This is a genomic window from Eikenella longinqua, assembly GCF_001648355.1.
GTDB lineage: Bacteria > Pseudomonadota > Gammaproteobacteria > Burkholderiales > Neisseriaceae > Eikenella > Eikenella longinqua.
The window spans coordinates 92,441-112,882 of sequence record NZ_LXSL01000016.1 but is presented as its reverse complement, the minus strand read 5'-3'; the positions used below and the strand labels follow the sequence as shown (position 1 = coordinate 112,882).

Sequence of the window (20,442 nt, the reverse complement as noted above, 5' to 3'; positions counted from 1 at the left end):
GCCAATTGTGCGAGCGTTTGCTTGCCGTGGATGTACTCTTGCAACAGTTGGCTGGGAGAAGGGAGTTTGGAGACGGGCAGGTACTTTTGGCAGGCGGAACATTTATATCTTTGCCGGCCGTTTTTACAGCCGTTCTTAACGAGGGTACTTTTATGGCAAAAAGGGCATTTTTAACGAACATTGGCAAAAAATCGCTGAAAGCCGCGTATGGTAAGGCTTCCAGCGATTTTTACCATCCCTTTTGTCCTTTAGTCCGAAATTGGTAGTGGGGCGTAGCAGTGGAGGAAGAATTCGGGATCGCGCATGGCGTGGCTTTCGGCAGGCGGTAAATGGGCGGATGTTAAGCTATGCCGTTTGGCGGTGCAATAAGGCTACCTGAAAACAGTTGGCGGGTTTTCAGGTAGCCTTTGCTTTGCCGATGCGAAACGGGGCTTATTGGGTGAGTACGTCCACGCCTTGCGGGGGGGTGAAGCGGAATTGGCTGCGCGAGAGGTTGGGCTTGGTGTTCAGGCCGTTGAATTTGATGGTGGTTTGGTTGCCGAAGCTGTCTTTCAGGCGCATTTCGGCGAGGTTGTCGCCTTTGAAGCCGAGGCGGATGTATTGGTAGCCGGCGTTGGAGCGCTTGGGGGTGGCCAATACGTAGTCGATGCCGTTTGCGGAGCCGTCTTCTTTGAGGGTGTAGCTGGCGGTGAGGGCGTCTTTGTTGGAAAGGATGGCGGCGGGGCTGTCGCCGATGGCTTGGTTTTGCGCGGTTTTGGTGATTTGGGCGAGGTCGATGTCGTAGAGCCAGATGTGGCTGCCGTCGCCTACGATGGTTTGCTTGTAGGGGCTGGTGTATTCCCATTTGAAAAGGCCGGGGCGCAAAATGCTGAAGCGGCCTTGGGCGCTGCGGGTGCGGTTGCGGCTTTGCACGCTTTGGCTGAAGCTGCCGCTGATGCCGTCGGTGTCGGCGTTGAATTTTTGCAGGGCTTCGATGCCGCCGGCCTGGGCGGTGCCGATGATGAGGGCGAAGAGGGCTGCGGCGGCGAGGCGGAAGGGTTTGCGGGGCATGGGGTTTCCTTTGCTGGGGTGAAAAGGGATGCGGCGCATTGTACCAGCTTGGGCGCGGCGGGGTAGGGCGGAGAGAATTGTAAAGATGGCGCGGTGGCGGGGTTTTGCCGAAAAGGCAAGGAATTAGGCGGCTTTTTGCGGCGGTTTTTTAACCGGATTTTATTCCTGCGTTATAATTCGCGGCTGCGGTAAAGATATTTTCAGGTAGCCTGCGTGCGTGTTGAGGTTACCTGAAAAGTTGCCATGCCGATATGTTGTTCAAAATATGGGCGAGACATTGGGAGACTTTATGATTCAAGCAGTATTGTTCGATTTAGACGGCACGCTGGCCGATACGGCGCTGGATTTGGGCGGCGCGCTCAACCGCCTGCTGGCCAAAAATGGCCTGCCCGCCGTGCCGATGGCGCAGATTCGGCCGGTGGCCAGCCACGGTGCGAACTATTTGATTAAACTGGGCACCGGCATTGAAAAGGGCCACCCCGACCATCCGCGCTGGCGGCAGGAATACTTGGCCGAATACGGCCGCTGCTTTCATGAAGAAACCGTGTTGTTTGAAGGCATCAACCCCATGATTGAGCAGCTTGCCGGGCGCAGCATTGCCTGGGGCATCATCACCAACAAGCCGCATGTGTTCACCAGCCGCCTGGTGCCCGAGCTGGGCTTTGCCGTTCCGCCCGCCGTGGTGGTGAGCGGCGACACCTGTGCCGAATCCAAGCCCAGCACGCTGCCCATGCACTATGCCTGCCGCCAAATCGGCATTGAGCCCGAGCGCTGCCTGTATGTGGGCGATGCCGAGCGCGATATGGTGGCCGGCAAAAACGCGGGCATGCGCACGGCGCTGGCCAACTGGGGCTACATCGCCGAGAGCGACCCGGTGCACGAATGGCCGGCCGATGCGCGGCTGGATGCGCCTGGGCAGATTTTGGATTTGCTGTAAGCATTTATAGCGAATCAAATTGGCTTTCGATACAAGGCGAGCTAACGACGTAGCGAAAGTTAAGTTGGTTCGCTATATTTAAGCAGTTTCACCCTTCCCTTGATAATGGAGAACGCCTGATGAAGAAAATCAAATTATTGCTGCCTGTTTGCGCCGCCTTGGCTTTGAGCGGCTGTTTTATGTCGCAGAAATCACAAATCGTGCGCCGCGAGGTGCCTTATAGCGCGCAAAACCAGGCGCGCCTGCGCATCTACGGCCAATACGGCCGCGACGTGGTGCGCATGATTCCAAACAGCACCTGTAAGCAATGGGCGGAAAAACAAGGCCGGCGCCGCCACACCCGCTTTACCGGCGGGCTGCCGCGCCGCATCCGCAACCTTTCCGTGGGCATGCCCGCCACCCAGCGCAGCAATATAGTGAACGAAGACACCGGCGTGGTGTTCCGCGAATCGTATAAAGAATTCGTGGTGCCCGCCAGCAAAGCGCTGGTGTTGGATGGCGCGTTTTCCACGGAAACGATCGGCCGCGTGGATCGCTGCCGACTTGCCGCCAGCCTCACCCCGCAGCCCGGCAAAGACTACGAAGTGCAATATTCGCGCGGCGGAAACAGCTGCGATGTGGCCGTGGTGGAAATCCTGCCGCAGGCCAGCGGCGAAGTGCACCCCACCCGCCCCGCGCCCATCCAATACTGCCCCATGCCGGGCACCAGCTATTAAGCAGCAAAGGCTACCTGAAAAATGCAGATAACTTTTCAGGTAGCCTGTTATCCCTAGAGGCTACCTGAAAAATATAGTGGATTAAAATCAGAATGCTACCGCGTTGGCTCGCCTTGCCGTACTGTTTGTACTGTCTGCAGCTCGCTGCCTTGTCCCATTCTGATTTTAATCCACTATAGAACACAAAATTTCAGGTAGCCTGCACACCAGAGGAACCCCATGACCTTCTCCCTCATCGTTGTTGGCGACGAAATCCTGCACGGCAGCCGCCAAGACAAACACTTCGCCTTTTTCAAACAGCTGCTCAAAAAACGCGGCCTCCAGCTCGATTCCGTGCAATACCTGCCCGACAACCGCCCCATCCTCGCACACCGCCTGCGTCAAAGCTTTGCCGAAGGCCGGCCCACCTTCATCACCGGCGGCATCGGCAGCACCCCCGACGACCACACCCGCCAAGCCGCCGCAGAAGCCCTCGGCCTGCCGCTGGCGCTGCACCCCCAAGCCGCCGCCCATATCGAAACCGTCTCCCTCAAACACGGCGACAGCCTCGACAGCCCCGCCCACCGCATCCGCCTGCGCATGGCCGAATTCCCCCAAGGCAGCAGCCTCATCCCCAACCCCTACAACAACATCGCCGGCTTCTCCATCCGCGAACACTACTTCCTGCCCGGCTTCCCCGTGATGGCGCAGCCCATGGCCGCCTGGGTGCTCGACCAGCTCTACGCCCACCTCCAGCACCAAACCGAACGCCGCAGCATCAGCGCCTGGATCGACCTGCCCGAATCCCGCGTCAGCCCCGTGATGAGCAGCATCGAGCAGCGCCACCCCGGCATCCGCAGCTTCAGCCTGCCCGCCACCCCCACCGCCGAGCGCCGCTACCGCCTGCTGTTCGGCCTCAAAGCCGAAGGAACCGCCTGCGCACAGCTCGACCAAGCCTGGCAGGAAGCCCAAGCCCAACTGAAAGAGCAGGGCGCCACACAAATCGAATTGGCCGCTGACGACGAAGCTTAGGCGGGGAAAGATTTTCAGGTAGCCTGCATACGGCAAACAGGCTACCTGAAAAATTATTTTCTAATTTCTGTATTGACAGAAATAAAAGACGCGCATACACTCCGCCCCACTATGAAACTGAATCCCACCACAGAAAAATTCATCCTGCATTGGGGCGAGATGGGCTCCAAATGGGGCGTAAACCGCAGCGTGGCGCAAATCCACGCGCTGCTCTACATCATCGGCCGCCCGATGCACGCCGAAGAAATTTGCGAAACGCTGAATATGGCGCGCTCCAATGTTTCCAACAGCATCAAAGAATTGCAGGGCATGCTCCTGGTGCACACCGTGCACATCATGGGCGACAGGCGCGACCATTTCGCCACTTCCGACGATGTGTGGGCGCTGTTCCGCACCATCGCCGAAGTGCGCATGCAGCGCGAAATCGAGCCCACGCGGCAGTTTCTGCAAGCGCTCATCGACAGCCCCGAGTTTGCGCAGGAAAACGAGGCGGCGCAGCAGAAAATCCGCCAAACCCACGACTTCATCGACACGCTCACGGTGTGGGCCAACGAGATGCTGAAGCTTTCCACCGGCACGATGGTGAAAATCCTGAAGCTGGGCGCGGGGATACAGAAGTTTTTCCGCTGAATATTTTGGTTTGGAAGATTGGGGCTACCTGAAAATGCGCTTGGGTTTTCAGGTAGCCTGAAAGAGAGTGGAAAGCTTGCAAACCAATCATGCGGCTAAGCCCGCTAAATTTTTAAGCCCATATTTCTCTTTATGCAGAAATTTAGAAAATACAGATAACTCGTGAAAGGCTACCTGAAAAATGGAAAACGTGCCGAACAAGCCGTCTGCTCCGGCTTATCTGGCGTATTCGCTGGGGGTGTTGTGGCTGTGGAGCGGGATTCAGCCACTGTGTTGCGCGGCGGGGGAATCGCTGGCGCTGCTGCGTGCGGTGGGGCTGCCGGAGGGTTGGTTGTGGCCGGTGTTTGCGGGGGCTTCGCTGCTGGATGTGTGTTTCGGGCTGTTGTGTTTTTGGCCGGGGTGGCGGGCTTGGCGGGCGCGGCTGTGGTTGGCGCAGCTGGCCACGGTGGCGGGCTATTCGCTGATTGCGGCGCTGCGGCTGCCGGAAATGTGGGCGCATCCGTTTGCGCCGCTGGTGAAGAATGTGCCGATTTTGGCGGTGTTGTTCTTTTTGTATAACAGTGAGTTGGAGTGAATGATGAATGCTTATCTGATTGTGAAAACCTTGCATATTATTTCGGCCACGCTGATGGTGGGCACGGGCTTCGGCACGGCGTTTTACCTGTTTTGGGCGAACCGCTCGGGCTCGGTGGCGGCGCAGGCGGTGGTGTCGAAGTGGGTGATGAAGGCGGATTGGTGGTTTACCACGCCGGCGGTGGTGTTCCAGCCGCTCTCGGGCTTGTGGATGCTGCACTATCTGGGCATGCCGCTCACTTGGGACGGGGCGTGGCTGTGGGTGAAGTGGACGCTGGGGCTTTATGCGTTGGCGGGGGCTTGCTGGCTGCCGGTGGTGTGGCTGCAAATTAAGATGGCACGGCAGGCGGCTGCGGCTTGGGCGGCGGGGGAGGAGACGCTGCCGGGGAGCTATCGGCGTGATCAGTTTTGGTGGGAGCTGCTGGGCTATCCGGCTTTCTGCGCCACGGTGGTGATGTATTTTCTGATGGTGTTGAAGCCGATGTAGGGGCTACCTGAAAAAGATAAAAGCTAATTATGGAGGAAATGATGGATAGCAAAAAACGGCTGCTTGCCCTTTCTCTCGCCCTGTATGTGGTTTCCCTGTTTTTGCCCGTGCTGGGAGGGCAGATTGGCTTGGTTGTGATGTATGCCAGTATTGCTTTCGGCTGGCTGGCGATGGCGGTGGGGATGCTGCCTGCGTTGGCGGGCTATGCCAATTTGTTTTATTGGTGGACGGCGGTGCAACTGCTGCGCGGCAAAGAGCCGATAGTAGCTTCTTGGTTTTTCATGGTTTTCTCCTCATTTAGCCTGGTTATTCCGTTGATGCCGATCATGCGGGACAGAGCGGAGTTTACCGCGGTAGGTTGGGGCGCGTTGCTGTGGTTTTCTGCGCTGTGGCTGATGCGTTTGGCAGTGATGACCGAAAACACCCCCGAAGCCTTAAACCGCGCCTTCAAAAAATGGGCGAAAGTATGCGCCGTGATCACCTTTTCCCTGTTCGCCTTTGGCCGTTGGCAATATGCCGCCGCCAATGCCCAACAGCGCGAACAATATTTCCTCGTTGGCACCGTGTTTGCCTTTATGCTGCCCTCGTCGCTTCCCTATATTGCCCCACCGGCTTCCCTGCCCGAAGCGGGCAATGGCAGCGCCGAATGGCTGGGCGGGCTGGAAATTTCCGAAGACAACAGCCTGACTTTCGTTTCAGGTAGCCTCAAAGAATACCGCCCGCCCAAACGCTTCATTTATCAAGGCTACCTGATACAGGAATACTTCCACGAAGACGGTATCCTCTCCATCGTGCCCGCCGAAAAGCCCGCCGACTACCGCTACGGCTACCGCCCCGCACAAAGCGGCGAGCAGGGCGAACAAATCCAATTTATCCAACAAGCAAACGGGCACACCGTTTGGCAGGCGCCGGTGAAACGCGCAGATTTGGGGCAGTATCCCGATTACGGCAAAACCATCCAAAGCCTGTGGCAGCCGCCCAAACACACCGAAATCGCCGCCGAGTTTGACGCCAACCCCGCGCAAACCTTTGCCGAAGCCTGCCCGATTGAGCCATATAGCGCCCCGTTCAAACTGCACGAACCGCTGCAAATCGACGGCAAAATCTATTCCGACAAATACCGAAGCCCGCTTGCCCAAAGCCGCATCCTGTGTAATGCAGACTACATCCTCTGGCTCAACGCCCCCGCATACCAAAGCTACGACGACAGCGTTGAATTGAGCGCCGTGCTCATCCGCCGCCGCGATATGCTGCCCGTGGAAAAATACCGCGCCACCCGCTATCCGGATCAGACAAACCACGCCGTGCTCAAACAAGCCGCCGTGCAGCCGCAAGCCTGGCTTGCCGGCATCCGCCGCATGGCAACCCGCCGCCGCGCCGAAAACTATGGCCTGCAAGAAAGCGAGCTGGTGATAGAGGGCGAGGGCGGGGAATGGGTGCTGTGGTAATTTTCAGGTAAACTCCGGCTGCCCAAAGGCTACCTGAAAAATATGGAAGCCGGTCATGGAGGAAATCATGCATACCAAAAAACGCTTGATTATGTTGTCGCTTGCGCTGTATCTGCTGTCGCTGTGCCTGCCGTCGCTTGGCGAGCAGCCGGGCGTGGCGGTTTTGATGGCGGGCATCGTGTTCGGCTGGATGGGGATTTTTACCGGGAAGTTGGCCACGTTGGCCGCCTATGCCAATGTGTTTTATTTGTGGTCGGTGGTGCGGATGCTGGAGGGCAGGCAGCCGCGCCACGCGTTGAATGCCTGCATGGTGTTGTCTTTGTTTACATTCCCGTTCATGCTGGGCGCTAACCCGTTTTCGGATATCGGGGCGGTCGGCTGGGGCGTGTTGGTGTGGCTGGCGGCCTTGTGGCTGCCGTGGGCGGCGGGTATGACCGGGGAAGAATCTGCCGGGCTGCGCCGTGCAGCGGCAATATGGGTCAGCGTGTCGGCGGTCATGTTGCTGGCGGCGTTTGCCTACGGGCGCTGGCAGTCTGCGGCCTTGACCCGCGACGGCATCGTGCAGGATTGGCCTGCGGGCACGGTGTTTGTGTCGAATAATCTTGGGAAATACGCCGATTAGAGGGTGGATTACCACAGTTTTCAGGTAGCCTTGAGCGGGCTGGAGGCTACCTGAAAGCGATATCCTGTGAAGCTAAAAATAAAATCAAACAATATCAGATTATTATGAACATCCTCCTCTTCGGTGGCAGCGGCTTTATCGGCAAACGCACCGCGCATCTGCTGCGCCAAAGCGGCCATACCGTGCACACGCCTTCACGCTGCGATTTCAACTATCTGCACCCAAACGAAGCCGCCGCCCGCCGCCTGCTGCACGGCATGGACGCCGTGTTTAACTGTATCGGCGTGATGAGCCGCCATGCCGAGGTGCTGGAAACCGTGCACCACCGCACGCCCGCGCTGTTGGCCCGGTTGGCGGCGCAGGCAGGCGTGCGCCATTGGGTGCAGCTTTCCGCGCTCGGCGCCCATCCGGCGCACGCCGTGGCTTTTGTGGGCAGCAAAGGGCGCGGCGACGAGGCTGTGTGCCAAATCGGCGCGGCGGGCGGGATGCGCGTGCTGGTGGCACGACCATCCCTCGTGTACGGGCGCGGCGGCGCGAGCTGCGAGCTGTTTATCCGCCTTGCCCGCCTGCCTGTGCTGCCTCTGCCGGGCGGCGGTCGTTTCCTTGTGCAGCCGGTGCACATTGCCGATGTGGTGCAGGGTTTGGCCGGTTTGCCGGCAAGCCGACTGCCGCACGGCGCAGTAGTAAACATGACGGGCAGCCGCGCCCTCACGCTGGCCACCTACCTCGCCACCCTGCACCGCAAGCCGCCGCCGCGCATCCTGCCGATAGCGCTGCCGCTGCTGCGCCCCGTGCTGCCGCTGGCCAATCTGTTCAGCAACGGCATGGTTAGCGCGGGCAGTTTGGCTCTGCTGCAACAAGGTGCTTGTGCCAGCTGCCGCCCCTTCGCCGAGCTGCTCGGGCGGCAGCCGTTGGCGGCGGAGGAGTTTGCCGGGCATGAATAAATCCGGTTTGCGAAAACTGGTTTTGTTGGTTTTCATTCTGTTGAAGCTTGGTTTTCAGGTAGCCTTACCGCGCTTGAGGCTACCTGAAAAATGGGGCGGCATGTTTTCTGTTTGAATAGATTGAGTTGGATTGGATTTTTAGTGCCGGTTTTGCAGAAGCTTGCCTGGCTCGTTTTAGCTTGGCAGAAACTCAGCCTTGCTTCGCCGTTTTCAGGTAGCCTTTGGTTTGGCTTAGAGGCTACCTGAAAATTATTTTGGTGCGGTGAAGGCTGCTTGCTTGCGCCGAGGCTGGATTTTTCAGGTAGCCTCAATCGTGTGGGCGTGAATGCGGCAAGAAAAAAGCCGGCTGTTTCCAGCCGGCCGGGTGTTGTTCAATCAATCGGTTAGGCGCCGTACACCGGATGGGCGTCGCAGAGGGCTTTCACTTCTTTGGCCACACGGGCGAGGGTGGCTTCGTCTTCCGGTTTTTCCAGCACGTCGGCCACCAGGTTGGCGAGCTTGCGGGCATCGGCTTCTTTGAAACCGCGCGTGGTGATGGCGGCGCTGCCCACGCGGATGCCGGAGGTAACGAAGGGTTTTTCCGGGTCGTTGGGGATGGCGTTTTTATTGATGGTGATCATGGCTTTGCCCAGCGCGGCTTCGGCGGCTTTGCCGGTGATGTGTTTCGGGCGCAGGTCTACGAGGAATACGTGGCTTTCGGTGCGGCCGGACACGATGCGCAGGCCGCGTTTCACCAATTCTTCCGCCATGGCTTTGGCGTTGATTTTCACCTGTTTGGCGTATTCTTTAAACTCGGGCGCGAGGGCTTCTTTGAAGGCCACGGCTTTGGCGGCAATCACGTGCATCAGCGGGCCGCCTTGCAGGCTGGGGAAAATGGCGGAGTTGAGCGCTTTTTCGTGGGTGGTGTCGCGGCACAAAATCACGCCGCCGCGCGGGCCGCGCAGGGTTTTGTGGGTGGTGGTGGTCACGAAGTCGGCGTAGGGCACGGGGCTGGGGTATTCGCCGGCGGCAATCAGGCCGGCGTAGTGGGCCATGTCGACAAATAGATAGGCGCCCACTTTGTCGGCGATTTCGCGGAAGCGGGCCCAGTCGATTTCCAGGGCGTAGGCGGAGGCGCCGGCCACGATCATTTTGGGCTTGTGTTCGAGGGCGAGGCGTTCTACTTCGGCGTAGTCGAGCACTTCGTTCTCGTCGAGGCCGTAGGTGATGGCGTTATAGAGTTTGCCGGAAATGTTTACGGAGGCGCCGTGGGTGAGGTGGCCGCCGTGGGCGAGGCTCATGCCGAGGATGGTGTCGCCGGGTTTGAGCACGGAGGTGTACACGGCTTGGTTGGCTTGGGAGCCGGAGTGGGGCTGCACGTTGGCATAGGCGGCGCCGAAGAGTTTTTTAATGCGGTCGAGGGCGAGCTGTTCGGCCACGTCTACGTGTTCGCAGCCGCCGTAGTAGCGTTTGCCGGGGTAGCCTTCGGCGTATTTGTTGGTGAGCTGGCTGCCTTGCGCTTCCATCACGGCGCAGCTGACGTAGTTTTCGGAAGCAATCAGTTCCACATGGTCTTGCTGGCGCGCTTCTTCGGCGGCAATGGCGGCGGCCAGTTCGGGATCGTATTGTTTGATGGTTACGCTCTTGGAAAACATGCTGGGCTCCTTAACTTGATAACGATTGGATGATGAATACCCCGCCGGAAAGCGGCGCGGTTGAAACAAACGGGCTGGTATTGTAGCTCAAATTGCTGTTTTATGCTGGCTAAAAGGCTTGCTGGGCGGGAAATGTGGCTACCTGAAAAGCGGAGTGTTGCGGTAGGTCAAAAGTTAATCGTTGGGGCGGGCAGGGGTTTCAGTTAGCCTTCGGGGCGGCCTGTGCGGGCGGATGGCAAATCGGGTAAAGCTGCCTGTGGCTGCATTGTTGCCCGGCCGCTTTTGCCTTACAATTCGGCACTTTCATCCAGCAGGGATAAGCATGTCGTCTCCTTCTACGCAAAGCAGCTGGGCGCTCTACCGCCGCCTGTTTGGCTACCTGAAAAATTATCTGCGGATTTTTATTGCCGCCGTGATCGGCATGATTGTGGTGGCGGCCACGGGGCCGATTTTCGCCTGGCTGCTCAAGCCGCTGATTAACGAAGGCTTTGTGGAAAAAAACCTGGCCGCCATGCGCTGGGTGCCGCTGGCGATTATCGGGCTGTTTATCATCCGCGGCATTTTCAATTTCATCAACGAATACAGCACCAGCTACCTATCCGGCCATCTGGTGCAGCAAATCCGCCGCGAAATGTTTGCCAAGATGCTCAGCCTGCCGGCCGGCTATTACAGCAAACACGGCAGCGGGCGGATTATGTCGCGCATTATGAACGATGCCAGCCAGATTACCGAAGCGGGCTTTAATGTGGTTACCGTTACCGCCAAAGACGGCATCACCGTGGTAGGGCTTTTGTTTTTCCTGCTGTATCTGGATTGGCAGCTCACGATTATCACGCTGGTGATGATTCCGGTGCTGGCGTGGTGCGTGCGGCAGGTGAGCAAGCGGCTGCGCCAGCTTTCGCGCGAAAGCCAGCAATATGCCGGGCAGATGACGCAGGTGTTGGGCGAAAGCATCACCGGCGAGCGCGTGATTAAGGTATATGGTGGGCAGGAACACGAGAAAAACCGTTTCGACAGCACCACCATCAACGTGCGCCGCAACGGCGTGAAGCAAACTGCCGCCAACTCCTTCAGCACGGCGCTAACCCAGCTGATGATTGCCACCGCCCTGGCCACTATCCTCTATCTGGCCGCCGCTCGCGCCGTTTCCGATTCCTTCAGCGCCGGCGATTTTATGTCTTTCCTTTCTGCCATGCTGATGATGTTCGACCCCATCAAACGCATGACCGGCATTTCCTCCTCGCTGCAACGTGGCTTGGCTGCCGCCGAGAGCGTGTTCGGCTTTTTAGACGAGCCGGTTGAGCCCGATAACGGCAAAGAAACCCTCAGCGCCGACACCGGCGACATCGAGCTGCGCAGCGTAACCCACTGCTACGAAGGCGCCAACCGCAACAGTTTGGACAACATCAGCCTGTCCATTCCCAACGGCAGCGTGGTGGCCTTGGTGGGCGCTTCCGGCTGCGGCAAAACCACGCTGGCCAACTTGCTGCCGCGCTTCTACGACCCCACCGCCGGCGAAGTGCGCATCGGCGGGCGCGACATCCGCGAGTACAGCATGGCCTCATTGCGCGAACAGATGGCGCTGGTGAGTCAAGATGTGGTGCTGTTCAACGGCACCGTGGCCGAGAACATCGCCTACGGCCGTTTCGATGCCGACCCCGCCGCCATAGAAGCCGCCGCCCGCGCCGCCAACGCCTGGGAATTCATCTCCGCCATGCCGCAGGGTTTGCAAACCGAAATCGGGCAGAACGGCCTCAAACTTTCCGGCGGCCAGCGCCAGCGCATCGCCATCGCCCGCGCACTGCTGAAAAACGCGCCCATCCTGATTTTGGACGAAGCCACCAGCGCGCTCGACACCAAATCCGAACGCCTGGTGCAATCCGCGCTCGACAAGCTCATGCAGCAGCGCACCACGCTGGTGGTGGCGCACCGCCTCTCCACCATCGAGCAGGCCGACAACATCGTGGTGATGCACGAAGGCCGCATCATGGAGCAGGGCAAACACGCCGAATTGCTCGCGCGCGGCGGCCGCTATGCCGACCTCTACCGCATGCAGTTTCACGATCAGCAGGAACAGGCGGCGGAAGCGGAAGAGGCCGCCGAAACCGCCTAAGCAGCGGTCGGCAGCAAAAAGCAGCAAGGGTTCCCTGCTGCTTTTTTGTTGCCTTTGACCGGAGTGGTAGTAGCAAAGGCTACCTGAAAACGTTTGGCTTTGCAGATAGCAGGCACTCGCCAGCTTGTTTGAATTGTGTTGAAGCTAAATTTTTTCAGGTAGCCTCTAAACCGTAGCTGTTTGGCTGCCGATGAGCCAAGCGTATAATCGTGGGGCTAATGATCAACAAGGAAGGAGTCGGCTATGGCAATGAGCGAACTGGAAAAACTGAAGGCGGGGCTGCCTTATGATTTTACCGATCCGGAAGTGAACGCCTTGAAATTGAATGCGGTGCGGGCATGTCAGAAATTAAACGGGATCAGTGTGTTGGAGCAGGATAAGCGCGAAGCGGCCATTCATGAGCTACTCGGCTCGTCAGGCGTGTCGCCGAACATCCTGCCCGTGTTCAACTGTGACAACGGTAAGAATATCCATGTGGGTGATCATTTCCTGATGAACTACAATGGCACGATTCTTGATATCGAGCGCGTCAGCATTGGTGACCATGTGATGATCGGGCCGAACACGCTGATTACCACCGTGGGGCATCCGCTGTCGCCTAAAGGCCGTCGCGCCAATCTCGGTATGGCACGGCCGGTGGTTATCGGTAACGATGTTTGGATCGGCGGCAATGTAACCATTCTTCCGGGCATTACCATCGGCAGCAATGTGGTGATTGCCGCCGGTGCAGTGGTAACTAAGGATATTCCTGATAACTGCGTGGCGGGCGGGGTTCCTGCCAGGGTGTTGAAAACAATTGAGAACGATTTGGAATAGTTTGGTTTGCCGTTTGGGTGGGATATTTGTTTGTTGATGCCCGCGATATGTTTTCAGGTAGCCTTCCGTCTGTTTGAGGCTACCTGAAAATATTAGGCAAAGCGGGAAAGGGTTGGGCGGTGTTAGCTTTGCCGAAGCTAACGCGTTCAGGTAGCCTGGCATTGGCTGCCTGATGAATAAAGGCTACCTGAAAACACAAGCTTGAACGCAGTTAAAACGCCGTGCGGCAAAGTTTCTGCGAAGCTGAAATTTTCAGGTAGCCTTTTGCTCTGGCGTACTTACTGCCTTAATGCAAATCTTTCAAATAACTGCCGTAGCCTTGCTGCTGCATTTGGGCTTGGGGGATGAAGCGCAGGCTGGCGCCGTTGATGCAGTAGCGCAGGCCACCGCGGTCTTTGGGGCCGTCGGGGAAGACGTGGCCGAGGTGGGAGCCGGCAGCGCTGCTGCGCACTTCGGTGCGGTGCATGTGGTAGCTGTAGTCGTCGTGTTCGGTCACGGCGTCGGGGCTGATGGGGCGGGTGAAGCTGGGCCAGCCGCAGTGGGATTGGAATTTGTCGCGGCTGCTGAAGAGGGGTTGGCCGCTCACGATGTCAACGTACAGGCCGGGCTCGAAGAGGTGGTCGTATTGGTGGCTGAAGGCGCGTTCGGTGTCGCCTTGCTGGGTGACGCGGTATTGCTCGTCGGTGAGGGTACGGCGCAGGGTGGCGTCGTCGGGTTTGCGGTAGGTGGCGGGGTTGAAGCCTTTGGCCGGGGCGGGGCTGCTGCCCTCGGCGGGCTCGAGGGGCTGGTCGGCGAGGCGGATGTCGATGTGGCAGTAGCCGTGCGGGTTTTTGGCCAGGTAGTCTTGGTGGTAGGCTTCGGCGGGGTAGAAGTGTTGTAGGGGCTGGGCTTCCACCACGAGGGGACGGCTGTGTTTGCGCTGTTCGGCTTGGAGGGCGGTGCGGATAACGGGGGCGTCGGCGGGGTTGGTGTAGTAGATGCCGATGCGGTATTGGCGGCCGCGGTCGTTGCCTTGTTTGTTGAGCGAGGTGGGGTCGATCACGCGGAAGTAGTAGCGCAGGAGGTCGGCCAGGCTGATGCGCGCGGGGTCGTAGTCTACTTTCACGGTTTCGGCGTGGCCGCTGCCGTGGATCACGTCTTCGTAGCTGGGATGGGCGGTGCGGCCGTTGGCATAGCCGGATACGGCGTCCACCACGCCGGGCAGGTGCTGCATATAGGCTTCCACGCCCCAGAAACAGCCGCCGGCCAGATAGATGGTTTGGGTGCGGGCGGCGCGGGGGCTGCCTTGGGCGTCGGCGTAGTGCGGCTGCACGGGGGCGGCGGCGAGGTCGGCATTGGGGTTGTCGAGCAGGGCGAGGGCTTGTTCGCGCGGCAGGCTGCCTTTGTGCACGCGCAGGATTTGCCCGTCGGCGGAGAGCAGCACCCAGCTGGGATACACGCCCACGCCGGCGGTTTTGGCTAGGGTGCCGTCGTCGAGGGCTACCTGGAAACCGGGGTAGTCGAGTTTGGCAAACCATTCTCTGAATTCGGCTTCGGGCTTTTCGCCGAGGAAGCCGGGCGAGGCGACGGCAATCAGGTTGGCGCGGGCGTGCTCGCCGGAAAATTCGGCGGATTGCTGCCATTCGGCGGTGCTTTGCAGCTCGCTGAGGCACAGCGGGCACCAGCTAGCCCAGAATTTCACCAGCGTGGGGCGGCCGGGCCGGAGCAGGGTGCGCACGGGCGTGCCGCCCGGGGTGTGCAGGGCGGCGAGGTGTGTGGCGAAGGCGGTGTCGGGCATGGCGGGGGCTCCGTGTTTGGGTTGGGCGATGATTTTGGGCGCCAGCAGGCCGATGATGAGGACGACGGGGATGGCGGCGCAGAGGAAGAGTAACACTTTTTTCAGCATGCTTGGCTTCCAAACGGATGGGTGGGCAAGGGCGCCGTTCGGGCGGACTTTGGGCGCTTTTCTAGCACCGGGCGGGGCGGTTGGCAAGCGATTGTGAAGATAGAAATTATTTATGACGAGCGCCGAAGCAGGGCGGGAAGGCTACCTGAAAAACGGTTTTCACTCTGCGGGAAACCAGGCGGCATATTGGAGCCGGCTGGGAATGTTTGCTTTGCCAAGCCCGGTATTTTTCAGGTAGCCACAGGCTTGAGGCTACCTGAAAATAGGGCTTCAACGCAGTTCAAACGAACCCTGCGGCTTTTGCCGCACCTCAACCGCTTCAGCTTTTGGGAAACAGCGCGATAACCCGCCGGAAAATACGGGTATTCGCCCATGCCGCAAGCCGCGCCGCGTGTTGTTCAAGCAGGGTGTTTTCCAGTAAAATGCCGGCCTGAATATATCGGCCGCCGCGCCTCATGCCGCAGCCGTTTGGAGAAAATAAATGAGCGATAGCAAGCAAGAAACCCTGCTGGAATTCCCCTGCCGTTTTTCCATCAAAGTGATGGGCGCCAAACACCCCGAATTTGCCGCCAACGTGTTGGAAACCGTGCAAAAACACGCGCCGGACACCGCCGAACACGATTTGCAGCACCGCGAAAGCAGTCAAGGCAACTACCAGGGCGTTACCGTTACCCTGAACGCCGAAAGCAAAGAGCAGCTTGATAACATCTATCTCGCGCTCACCGCCCACCCGATGGTGAAAGTGGTGCTGTGATGAAAGTCATCCCGCTCGGTCTGGCCGAATACAGCCCGATTTTCCACGCCATGGAAGCCTTCACCGACGCCCGCAGCGAGCGCACCGAAGACGAGCTCTGGGTGGTGCAGCATCCGCCCGTGTTCACGCAGGGCATGGCCGGCAAAGCCGAGCACCTCTTGGTGCACAGCAACATCCCCGTGGTGCAGATTGACCGCGGCGGCCAAATCACCTACCACGGCCCCGGCCAGCTCGTGGTGTACACCCTCATCGACTTCAAACGCCGCAAAATCAGCGTGCGCGATTTGGTGAGCCGCCTGGAAAACAGCATCATCGCCACCCTGGCCGAATACGGCATCGCCGCCGCCGCCGACCCGAAACGCCCCGGCGTGTATGTGGAAGGCAAAAAAATCGCCTCGCTCGGCTTGCGCATCAAACGCGGCGCCGTGTATCACGGCCTCGCGCTCAATGTAAACATGGATTTGAGCCCTTTCCACCAAATCAATCCCTGCGGCTATGCCGGGCTGGAAATGACCCAAATCGCCGACTTCGTGCAGCCCGCCCCGAGCGTGGACGACGTGGCCGCCAAGCTGACCGCTCATTTGCAGCAGCAGCTGAGGCTACCTGAAAACGATGTTTCCGCAGGAAGCTGAGTTTCTGCGAAGCTAAAACGATGTTTCCGCAGGAATCTAAAAATAGAATCGCCAAGCAGCTGAAACAGGCGGATTGGATTTTCAGGTAGCCTTACCCCGAGCCGGCAGGCTACCTGAACCCACACATCACATTAAAAACACAGCAAAGGTATCAACCATGACCACAGAAAACAAACAAGACAACGCCCGCGGCGTCAAACACAAAGGCGCCGCCAAAGTCGCCCGCATCCCGATTAAAGTCGTGCCGCTCGAACAGAAGCTGAAAAAGCCCGACTGGATTCGCGCTCCGCTGCCCACCGGCAAGAAATTCTTCGAAATTAAAAACATCCTGCGCGACCAAAAAATGCACACCGTGTGCGAAGAAGCCTCCTGCCCCAACATCGGCGAATGCTTCAGCCGCGGCACCGCCACCTTCATGATCATGGGCGACATCTGCACCCGCCGCTGCCCCTTCTGCGACGTCGGCCACGGCCGCCCCAACGCGCTCGATGCCGAAGAGCCCCAGCACCTCGCCTCCAGCGTGGCCGCCATGAACCTGCGCTACGTCGTCATCACCTCGGTGGACCGCGACGACCTGCGCGACGGCGGCGCCCAGCACTTTGCCGACTGCATCACCGCCATCCGCGAACGCAGCCCGCACACCAAAATCGAAATCCTCGTGCCCGACTTCCGCGGCCGCCTCGACATCGCGCTCGACATCCTCGCCCAAACCCCGCCCGACGTGATGAACCACAACCTCGAAACCCACCCCCGCCTGTATAAACAAGCCCGCCCCGGCGCCAACTACCAGCATTCGCTCGAACTCCTGCGCCGCTACAAAGAAATGATGCCCCACATCCCCACCAAATCCGGCATCATGGTCGGCCTCGGCGAAACCGACGACGAAGTGCGCGAAATCATGCGCGACATGCGTGCCAACAACATCGAAATGATTACCGTGGGGCAATACCTCCAGCCCAGCAACAGCCACCTGCCCGTATTGCGCTACGTTACCCCCGACATGTTCAAACAGTTCGAGTGCGAAGCCTACGCCATGGGCTTCACCAACGCCGCCATCGGCGCCATGGTCCGCTCCAGCTACCACGCCGACGCCCAAGCCGCCGAAGCCATGCAGTCCCACCACAGCGGCGGCTGCCATCACGGGCATTGAGGCTACCTGAAAAAAGGCTACCTGAAAAATTTCAGGTAGCCTTTTCTTCGTTTGGTAATACGATTCTAATCAAAGCTTAAGCCGCTTGCATATCAAACCCGCTGTGCCGCAGCAGGGCATCTATGCTGGGGGCACGACCGCGGAAGGCGCGGAAGGATTCGGCAGCGCTGCGCGAGCCGCCCACGGCGAGGATTTCCTGCCAGAAGCGGCGGCCGCATTCGGCCACGTCGCCGCTTTCTTCAAACGCGGCGTAGGCATCCGCGCTGAGCACTTCCGCCCAGGCGTAGCTGTAGTAGCCGGCCGAATAGCCGCCGGCGAAGATGTGGCCGAAGCTGTTGGCAAAGCGGTTGTATTCGGGCGGCTGCACCACGGCCACTTCGCGGCGCACATCGTCGAGCACCTGCGCCCAGCCGGCCAGGCGCGCAGGGTCGGTTTCGCTGTAGATCAGCATGTCGAAGAGGGCGAATTCCATCTGGCGCACGAGGAACATGCCGCGCTGGAAGTTTTTGGCGGCGAGCATTTTGCGGAACAATTCCTGCGGCAGCGGCGCGCCGTCGTCTTCGTGGGCAGACATGCCGCGTAGCACGTCGTATTCCCACACGAAGTTTTCCATAAACTGGCTGGGCAGCTCCACGGCGTCCCATTCTACGCCGTTGATGCCGGATACGCCGAGCTCGTCCACTTGGGTGAGCAGGTGGTGCAGGCCGTGGCCGGTTTCGTGGAAGAGGGTGAGGATTTCATCGTGGCTCAAGCGGGCTTCTTTGCCGCCTGAGGGCGGGGTGAAGTTGCACACGAGGTAGGCGGTGGGCAGCTGGATTTGGCCGTTGGGCAGGCGGCGGCGGCCTTTGTAGTCGTTCATCCAGGCGCCGCCGCGTTTGCCTTCGCGGGCATACAAATCCATGTACACGCCGCCGATGGGGGCGCCGTGTTGCGAAAGCTCGAAATAGCGCACGTCGGGGTGCCACACGGGCACGGTTTGCTCGGCAAAATCGATGCCGTAGAGCCGCTTGATTTGGGCAAACAGGCCGGCCAGCACTTTGCCCACGGGGAAGTATTTCTTCACTTCGGTTTCGGAGAAGGCGTATTCGGCCTGGCGCAGTTTTTCGGAGGCGTAGGCCAAATCCCAGGGCTGCGGGTTGTCGATAGCGAGGCTTTGGCGGGCGAAGGCCTGCACGGCGGCGAGGTCTTTTTTGGCGAAGGGTTTGGCGCGGCGGGCGAGGTCGTGCAGGAAGTCGAGCACTTGGGCGGGGGAGACGGCCATTTTGGCCACCAGGGAGAGCTCGGCGTAGTTGGCGTAACCGAGCAGTTTGGCTTCTTGCAGGGTGATTTCGAGGCGGCGGGTGATGTTGGCGCTGTTGTCGAATTTGCCTTCGTTGGAGAGCTCGCTGGCGCGGGTAACGTAGGCGCGGTAAACCTGCTCGCGCAGCTCTCGGTTGTCGGCGTATTGCATCACGGCGAGGTAGTGCGGCATTTGTAGGCCGATTTTGTAGCCGCTTTTGCCTTCGGCCTGTGCGGCGGCGGCAAACATGGAGAGTGCGTCTTCAGGCAGGCCGGAAAGGGGTTCGGCGCTGTCGAAATAGAGGGCGAAGGCGTCGGTGGCGTCGAGCACGTTTTGCGAGAATTTGGCGGCGAGCTGGGCGCCTTCGGTTTGCAGGGCGGCGAATTGGGTTTGTTTTTCGGGCGGAAGCTCGGCGCCGCTGAGGACGAAATCGCGCAGGTCGTGGTTGAGCTTGGTTTGCTGGGCGGGGCTGAGGCGGGCGAATTCGGGGGAATTTTTGATGGTTTTGAATCGTTCGTAGAGCTCGATGTCTTGGCCGATTTCGGTGAAGAATAAGGTGATTTCGGGCATGAGTTCGTTATACACGGCGCGCAGCTCGGGGGTGTCGGCTACGGAGTTGAGGTGGGAGACGACGCCCCAAATGCGGCCGACGCGCTCGGTGATGCCGGTGAGCGGCTCGACGGTGTTGCCCCAGGTGGCGCCGGTTTGGGCTTTGACTTCGGCAATGGCTTGGCGGGCTTCGGCGATGGCGCTTTGCAGGGCGGGTTTGATGTGTTCGGTGCGGATTTGGTCGAATTGCGGCTGGTCGCCGAGGTGGAGCAGGGTGTTCACGGGGTTTCCTCTGTGCGGTTGGATGGATGATGGGGGCAGATAGGGGCGGGGCGGGTTTTCACAAGGGCAGGCTACCTGAAAAGTGTGGCGGGGTTTGAACTTTGTTTTCAGGTAGCCTGGATAGTGGGCAGGTTGGCGGTTTGCTTGGTTTGTATCTGCGGGATGAGGCTACCTGAAAAATAAGATTGTGCTTGTGCTGGCTTCGTCTTTGTGTCGTTTTTGCTTCGCAGAAATTCCTTTTGGCTATGCCAAAATTTCATTTTAGCTACGCAGAAACTGGGTTGCGACTATGCCGCAACCCAGTTTTCAGGTAGCCTTCGGGGTTTTGATAAATGGATGGAAAAGGAGTTTTTTATGAGCAATATCCGGCCTTATTTGGATTTTGTGACGCAAATCGGGGCGGGCTGCTATATCGACCCGATGTGCGCGGTGATTGGTGATGTGGTGCTGGCGGAGCGGGTGTCGGTGTGGCCGTTTGCCGTGTTGCGCGGGGATGTGAACCGCATCCGCGTGGGGCGGGGCAGCAATATTCAGGATCATGTGATGCTGCATGTGAGCCACAAAACGGAGGATAAGCCGGAGGGCTCGCCGCTCATCATCGGCGAGGATTGCACCATCGGCCACCACGTTACACTGCACGGCTGCACCGTTGGCCACCGCGTGCTGGTGGGCATGGGCAGCATTGTGTTGGACGATGCGGTGATTGAAGATGATGTGATGATTGGCGCGGGCAGCCTGGTGCCGCCTCGCAAACGGCTGGAAAGCGGCTATTTATATGTGGGCTCGCCGGTGAAACAGGTGCGGCGGCTCACGGCGGAGGAGCTGGCCTTTCTGCCGTATTCGGCGGCGCATTATGTGCAAGTGGCGGAAAAATACGGGCAATCGCAGCGCGGGTGAGCGGGCAGGGCAGGGTGGCGATTATTTTGGCTG

20 protein-coding genes are annotated in these 20,442 nt (G+C 59.2%); 16 read left to right on the top strand and 4 right to left on the bottom strand.

What is annotated here, in order from left to right; genetic code table 11:
• A partial coding sequence (locus A7P95_RS12005) for a hypothetical protein (protein ID WP_218916354.1) occupies window positions 1-266 on the top strand: 266 nt, incomplete at its 5' end.
• A 166-nt stretch (window positions 267-432) separates the two neighbouring features.
• On the opposite strand, the gene lolA is transcribed toward A7P95_RS12005, so the two are convergent.
• Window positions 433-1,050, bottom strand: coding sequence for an outer membrane lipoprotein periplasmic chaperone LolA (gene lolA, locus A7P95_RS04645; protein ID WP_067591891.1), 618 nt, complete (start codon window positions 1,048-1,050; stop codon window positions 433-435).
• 289 nt (window positions 1,051-1,339) lie between these two features.
• On the opposite strand from lolA, the gene A7P95_RS04640 reads away from it, so the two are divergent.
• From A7P95_RS04640 to A7P95_RS04600, 9 genes are all read left to right on the top strand, one after another.
• Window positions 1,340-1,987 (top strand): HAD family hydrolase, encoded by a 648-nt coding sequence (locus A7P95_RS04640; protein ID WP_067591888.1) that lies wholly within the window; start codon window positions 1,340-1,342, stop codon window positions 1,985-1,987.
• 119 nt (window positions 1,988-2,106) lie between these two features.
• Window positions 2,107-2,703 carry a hypothetical protein gene (locus tag A7P95_RS04635; RefSeq protein WP_082890730.1) on the top strand — a complete coding sequence of 199 codons (597 nt, stop codon included), beginning with the start codon at window positions 2,107-2,109 and terminating at the stop codon, window positions 2,701-2,703.
• 219 nt (window positions 2,704-2,922) lie between these two features.
• Window positions 2,923-3,714: a competence/damage-inducible protein A gene (locus A7P95_RS04630; protein ID WP_067591885.1), complete on the top strand. Its 792-nt coding sequence runs from the start codon at window positions 2,923-2,925 to the stop codon at window positions 3,712-3,714.
• Between the two features lie 111 nt (window positions 3,715-3,825).
• Complete coding sequence (locus A7P95_RS04625; RefSeq protein ID WP_067591882.1) at window positions 3,826-4,344, top strand: GbsR/MarR family transcriptional regulator; 519 nt, start codon at window positions 3,826-3,828, stop codon at window positions 4,342-4,344.
• Window positions 4,345-4,525: 181 nt separating this feature from the next.
• Window positions 4,526-4,918, top strand: coding sequence for a DoxX-like family protein (locus A7P95_RS04620; RefSeq protein WP_067591879.1), 393 nt, complete (start codon window positions 4,526-4,528; stop codon window positions 4,916-4,918).
• 3 nt (window positions 4,919-4,921) lie between these two features.
• Window positions 4,922-5,404 carry a DUF2269 family protein gene (locus tag A7P95_RS04615; protein WP_067591915.1) on the top strand — a complete coding sequence of 161 codons (483 nt, stop codon included), beginning with the start codon at window positions 4,922-4,924 and terminating at the stop codon, window positions 5,402-5,404.
• A gap of 38 nt (window positions 5,405-5,442) precedes the next feature.
• Window positions 5,443-6,852 carry a hypothetical protein gene (locus A7P95_RS04610; RefSeq protein WP_156503499.1) on the top strand — a complete coding sequence of 470 codons (1,410 nt, stop codon included), beginning with the start codon at window positions 5,443-5,445 and terminating at the stop codon, window positions 6,850-6,852.
• A gap of 55 nt (window positions 6,853-6,907) precedes the next feature.
• Complete coding sequence (locus A7P95_RS04605; protein WP_067591873.1) at window positions 6,908-7,474, top strand: hypothetical protein; 567 nt, start codon at window positions 6,908-6,910, stop codon at window positions 7,472-7,474.
• A gap of 104 nt (window positions 7,475-7,578) precedes the next feature.
• Window positions 7,579-8,418, top strand: a complete 840-nt coding sequence (locus A7P95_RS04600) for an NAD-dependent epimerase/dehydratase family protein (RefSeq protein WP_067591870.1) — start codon at window positions 7,579-7,581, stop codon at window positions 8,416-8,418.
• Between the two features lie 383 nt (window positions 8,419-8,801).
• On the opposite strand, the gene glyA is transcribed toward A7P95_RS04600, so the two are convergent.
• Window positions 8,802-10,052 (bottom strand): serine hydroxymethyltransferase, encoded by a 1,251-nt coding sequence (gene glyA / locus A7P95_RS04595; protein WP_067591867.1) that lies wholly within the window; start codon window positions 10,050-10,052, stop codon window positions 8,802-8,804.
• 322 nt (window positions 10,053-10,374) lie between these two features.
• Between glyA and msbA the strand changes: the two genes are divergently transcribed.
• On the top strand, window positions 10,375-12,165 hold the full coding sequence (msbA, locus tag A7P95_RS04590) for a lipid A export permease/ATP-binding protein MsbA (protein WP_067591864.1): 1,791 nt from the start codon (window positions 10,375-10,377) through the stop codon (window positions 12,163-12,165).
• 243 nt (window positions 12,166-12,408) lie between these two features.
• The gene (locus A7P95_RS12335; protein ID WP_179945896.1) at window positions 12,409-12,981 is read left to right on the top strand and encodes a sugar O-acetyltransferase; all 573 of its coding nucleotides are present in this window, start codon (window positions 12,409-12,411) and stop codon (window positions 12,979-12,981) included.
• 286 nt (window positions 12,982-13,267) lie between these two features.
• Here the strand turns inward: A7P95_RS12335 and msrAB are convergent, their stop codons facing one another.
• Window positions 13,268-14,866, bottom strand: coding sequence for a bifunctional peptide-methionine (S)-S-oxide reductase MsrA/peptide-methionine (R)-S-oxide reductase MsrB (gene msrAB / locus A7P95_RS04580; protein ID WP_067591861.1), 1,599 nt, complete (start codon window positions 14,864-14,866; stop codon window positions 13,268-13,270).
• Between the two features lie 481 nt (window positions 14,867-15,347).
• On the opposite strand from msrAB, the gene A7P95_RS04575 reads away from it, so the two are divergent.
• The 3 genes from A7P95_RS04575 (at window position 15,348) to lipA (ending at window position 17,402) form a co-directional block, all read left to right on the top strand.
• Entirely contained in the window at window positions 15,348-15,620 is a 273-nt protein-coding gene (locus tag A7P95_RS04575; protein ID WP_067591857.1) for an HP0495 family protein, read from the top strand.
• On the top strand, window positions 15,620-16,252 hold the full coding sequence (gene lipB, locus A7P95_RS04570) for a lipoyl(octanoyl) transferase LipB (protein ID WP_067591854.1): 633 nt from the start codon (window positions 15,620-15,622) through the stop codon (window positions 16,250-16,252). The genes A7P95_RS04575 and lipB overlap by 1 nt, the downstream gene beginning before the upstream one ends.
• 157 nt (window positions 16,253-16,409) lie before the next feature.
• Window positions 16,410-17,402 (top strand): lipoyl synthase, encoded by a 993-nt coding sequence (gene lipA, locus A7P95_RS04565; protein ID WP_067591851.1) that lies wholly within the window; start codon window positions 16,410-16,412, stop codon window positions 17,400-17,402.
• Window positions 17,403-17,478: 76 nt separating this feature from the next.
• Here the strand turns inward: lipA and A7P95_RS04560 are convergent, their stop codons facing one another.
• Complete coding sequence (locus tag A7P95_RS04560) at window positions 17,479-19,512, bottom strand: M3 family metallopeptidase (protein WP_067591848.1); 2,034 nt, start codon at window positions 19,510-19,512, stop codon at window positions 17,479-17,481.
• A gap of 354 nt (window positions 19,513-19,866) precedes the next feature.
• On the opposite strand from A7P95_RS04560, the gene A7P95_RS04555 reads away from it, so the two are divergent.
• Entirely contained in the window at window positions 19,867-20,409 is a 543-nt protein-coding gene (locus A7P95_RS04555; protein WP_067591909.1) for a gamma carbonic anhydrase family protein, read from the top strand.
• Window positions 20,410-20,442: the final 33 nt, after the last annotated feature.

Coding starts and splice junctions, on each gene's coding strand:
- lolA (WP_067591891.1), bottom strand. CDS start 1,050: ATGCCCCGCAAACCCTTCCGCCTCGCCGCCGCAGCCCTCTTCGCCCTC.
- A7P95_RS04640 (WP_067591888.1), top strand. CDS start 1,340: ATGATTCAAGCAGTATTGTTCGATTTAGACGGCACGCTGGCCGATACG.
- A7P95_RS04635 (WP_082890730.1), top strand. CDS start 2,107: ATGAAGAAAATCAAATTATTGCTGCCTGTTTGCGCCGCCTTGGCTTTG.
- A7P95_RS04630 (WP_067591885.1), top strand. CDS start 2,923: ATGACCTTCTCCCTCATCGTTGTTGGCGACGAAATCCTGCACGGCAGC.
- A7P95_RS04625 (WP_067591882.1), top strand. CDS start 3,826: ATGAAACTGAATCCCACCACAGAAAAATTCATCCTGCATTGGGGCGAG.
- A7P95_RS04620 (WP_067591879.1), top strand. CDS start 4,526: ATGGAAAACGTGCCGAACAAGCCGTCTGCTCCGGCTTATCTGGCGTAT.
- A7P95_RS04615 (WP_067591915.1), top strand. CDS start 4,922: ATGAATGCTTATCTGATTGTGAAAACCTTGCATATTATTTCGGCCACG.
- A7P95_RS04610 (WP_156503499.1), top strand. CDS start 5,443: ATGATGGATAGCAAAAAACGGCTGCTTGCCCTTTCTCTCGCCCTGTAT.
- A7P95_RS04605 (WP_067591873.1), top strand. CDS start 6,908: ATGGAGGAAATCATGCATACCAAAAAACGCTTGATTATGTTGTCGCTT.
- A7P95_RS04600 (WP_067591870.1), top strand. CDS start 7,579: ATGAACATCCTCCTCTTCGGTGGCAGCGGCTTTATCGGCAAACGCACC.
- glyA (WP_067591867.1), bottom strand. CDS start 10,052: ATGTTTTCCAAGAGCGTAACCATCAAACAATACGATCCCGAACTGGCC.
- msbA (WP_067591864.1), top strand. CDS start 10,375: ATGTCGTCTCCTTCTACGCAAAGCAGCTGGGCGCTCTACCGCCGCCTG.
- A7P95_RS12335 (WP_179945896.1), top strand. CDS start 12,409: ATGGCAATGAGCGAACTGGAAAAACTGAAGGCGGGGCTGCCTTATGAT.
- msrAB (WP_067591861.1), bottom strand. CDS start 14,866: ATGCTGAAAAAAGTGTTACTCTTCCTCTGCGCCGCCATCCCCGTCGTC.
- A7P95_RS04575 (WP_067591857.1), top strand. CDS start 15,348: ATGAGCGATAGCAAGCAAGAAACCCTGCTGGAATTCCCCTGCCGTTTT.
- lipB (WP_067591854.1), top strand. CDS start 15,620: ATGAAAGTCATCCCGCTCGGTCTGGCCGAATACAGCCCGATTTTCCAC.
- lipA (WP_067591851.1), top strand. CDS start 16,410: ATGACCACAGAAAACAAACAAGACAACGCCCGCGGCGTCAAACACAAA.
- A7P95_RS04555 (WP_067591909.1), top strand. CDS start 19,867: ATGAGCAATATCCGGCCTTATTTGGATTTTGTGACGCAAATCGGGGCG.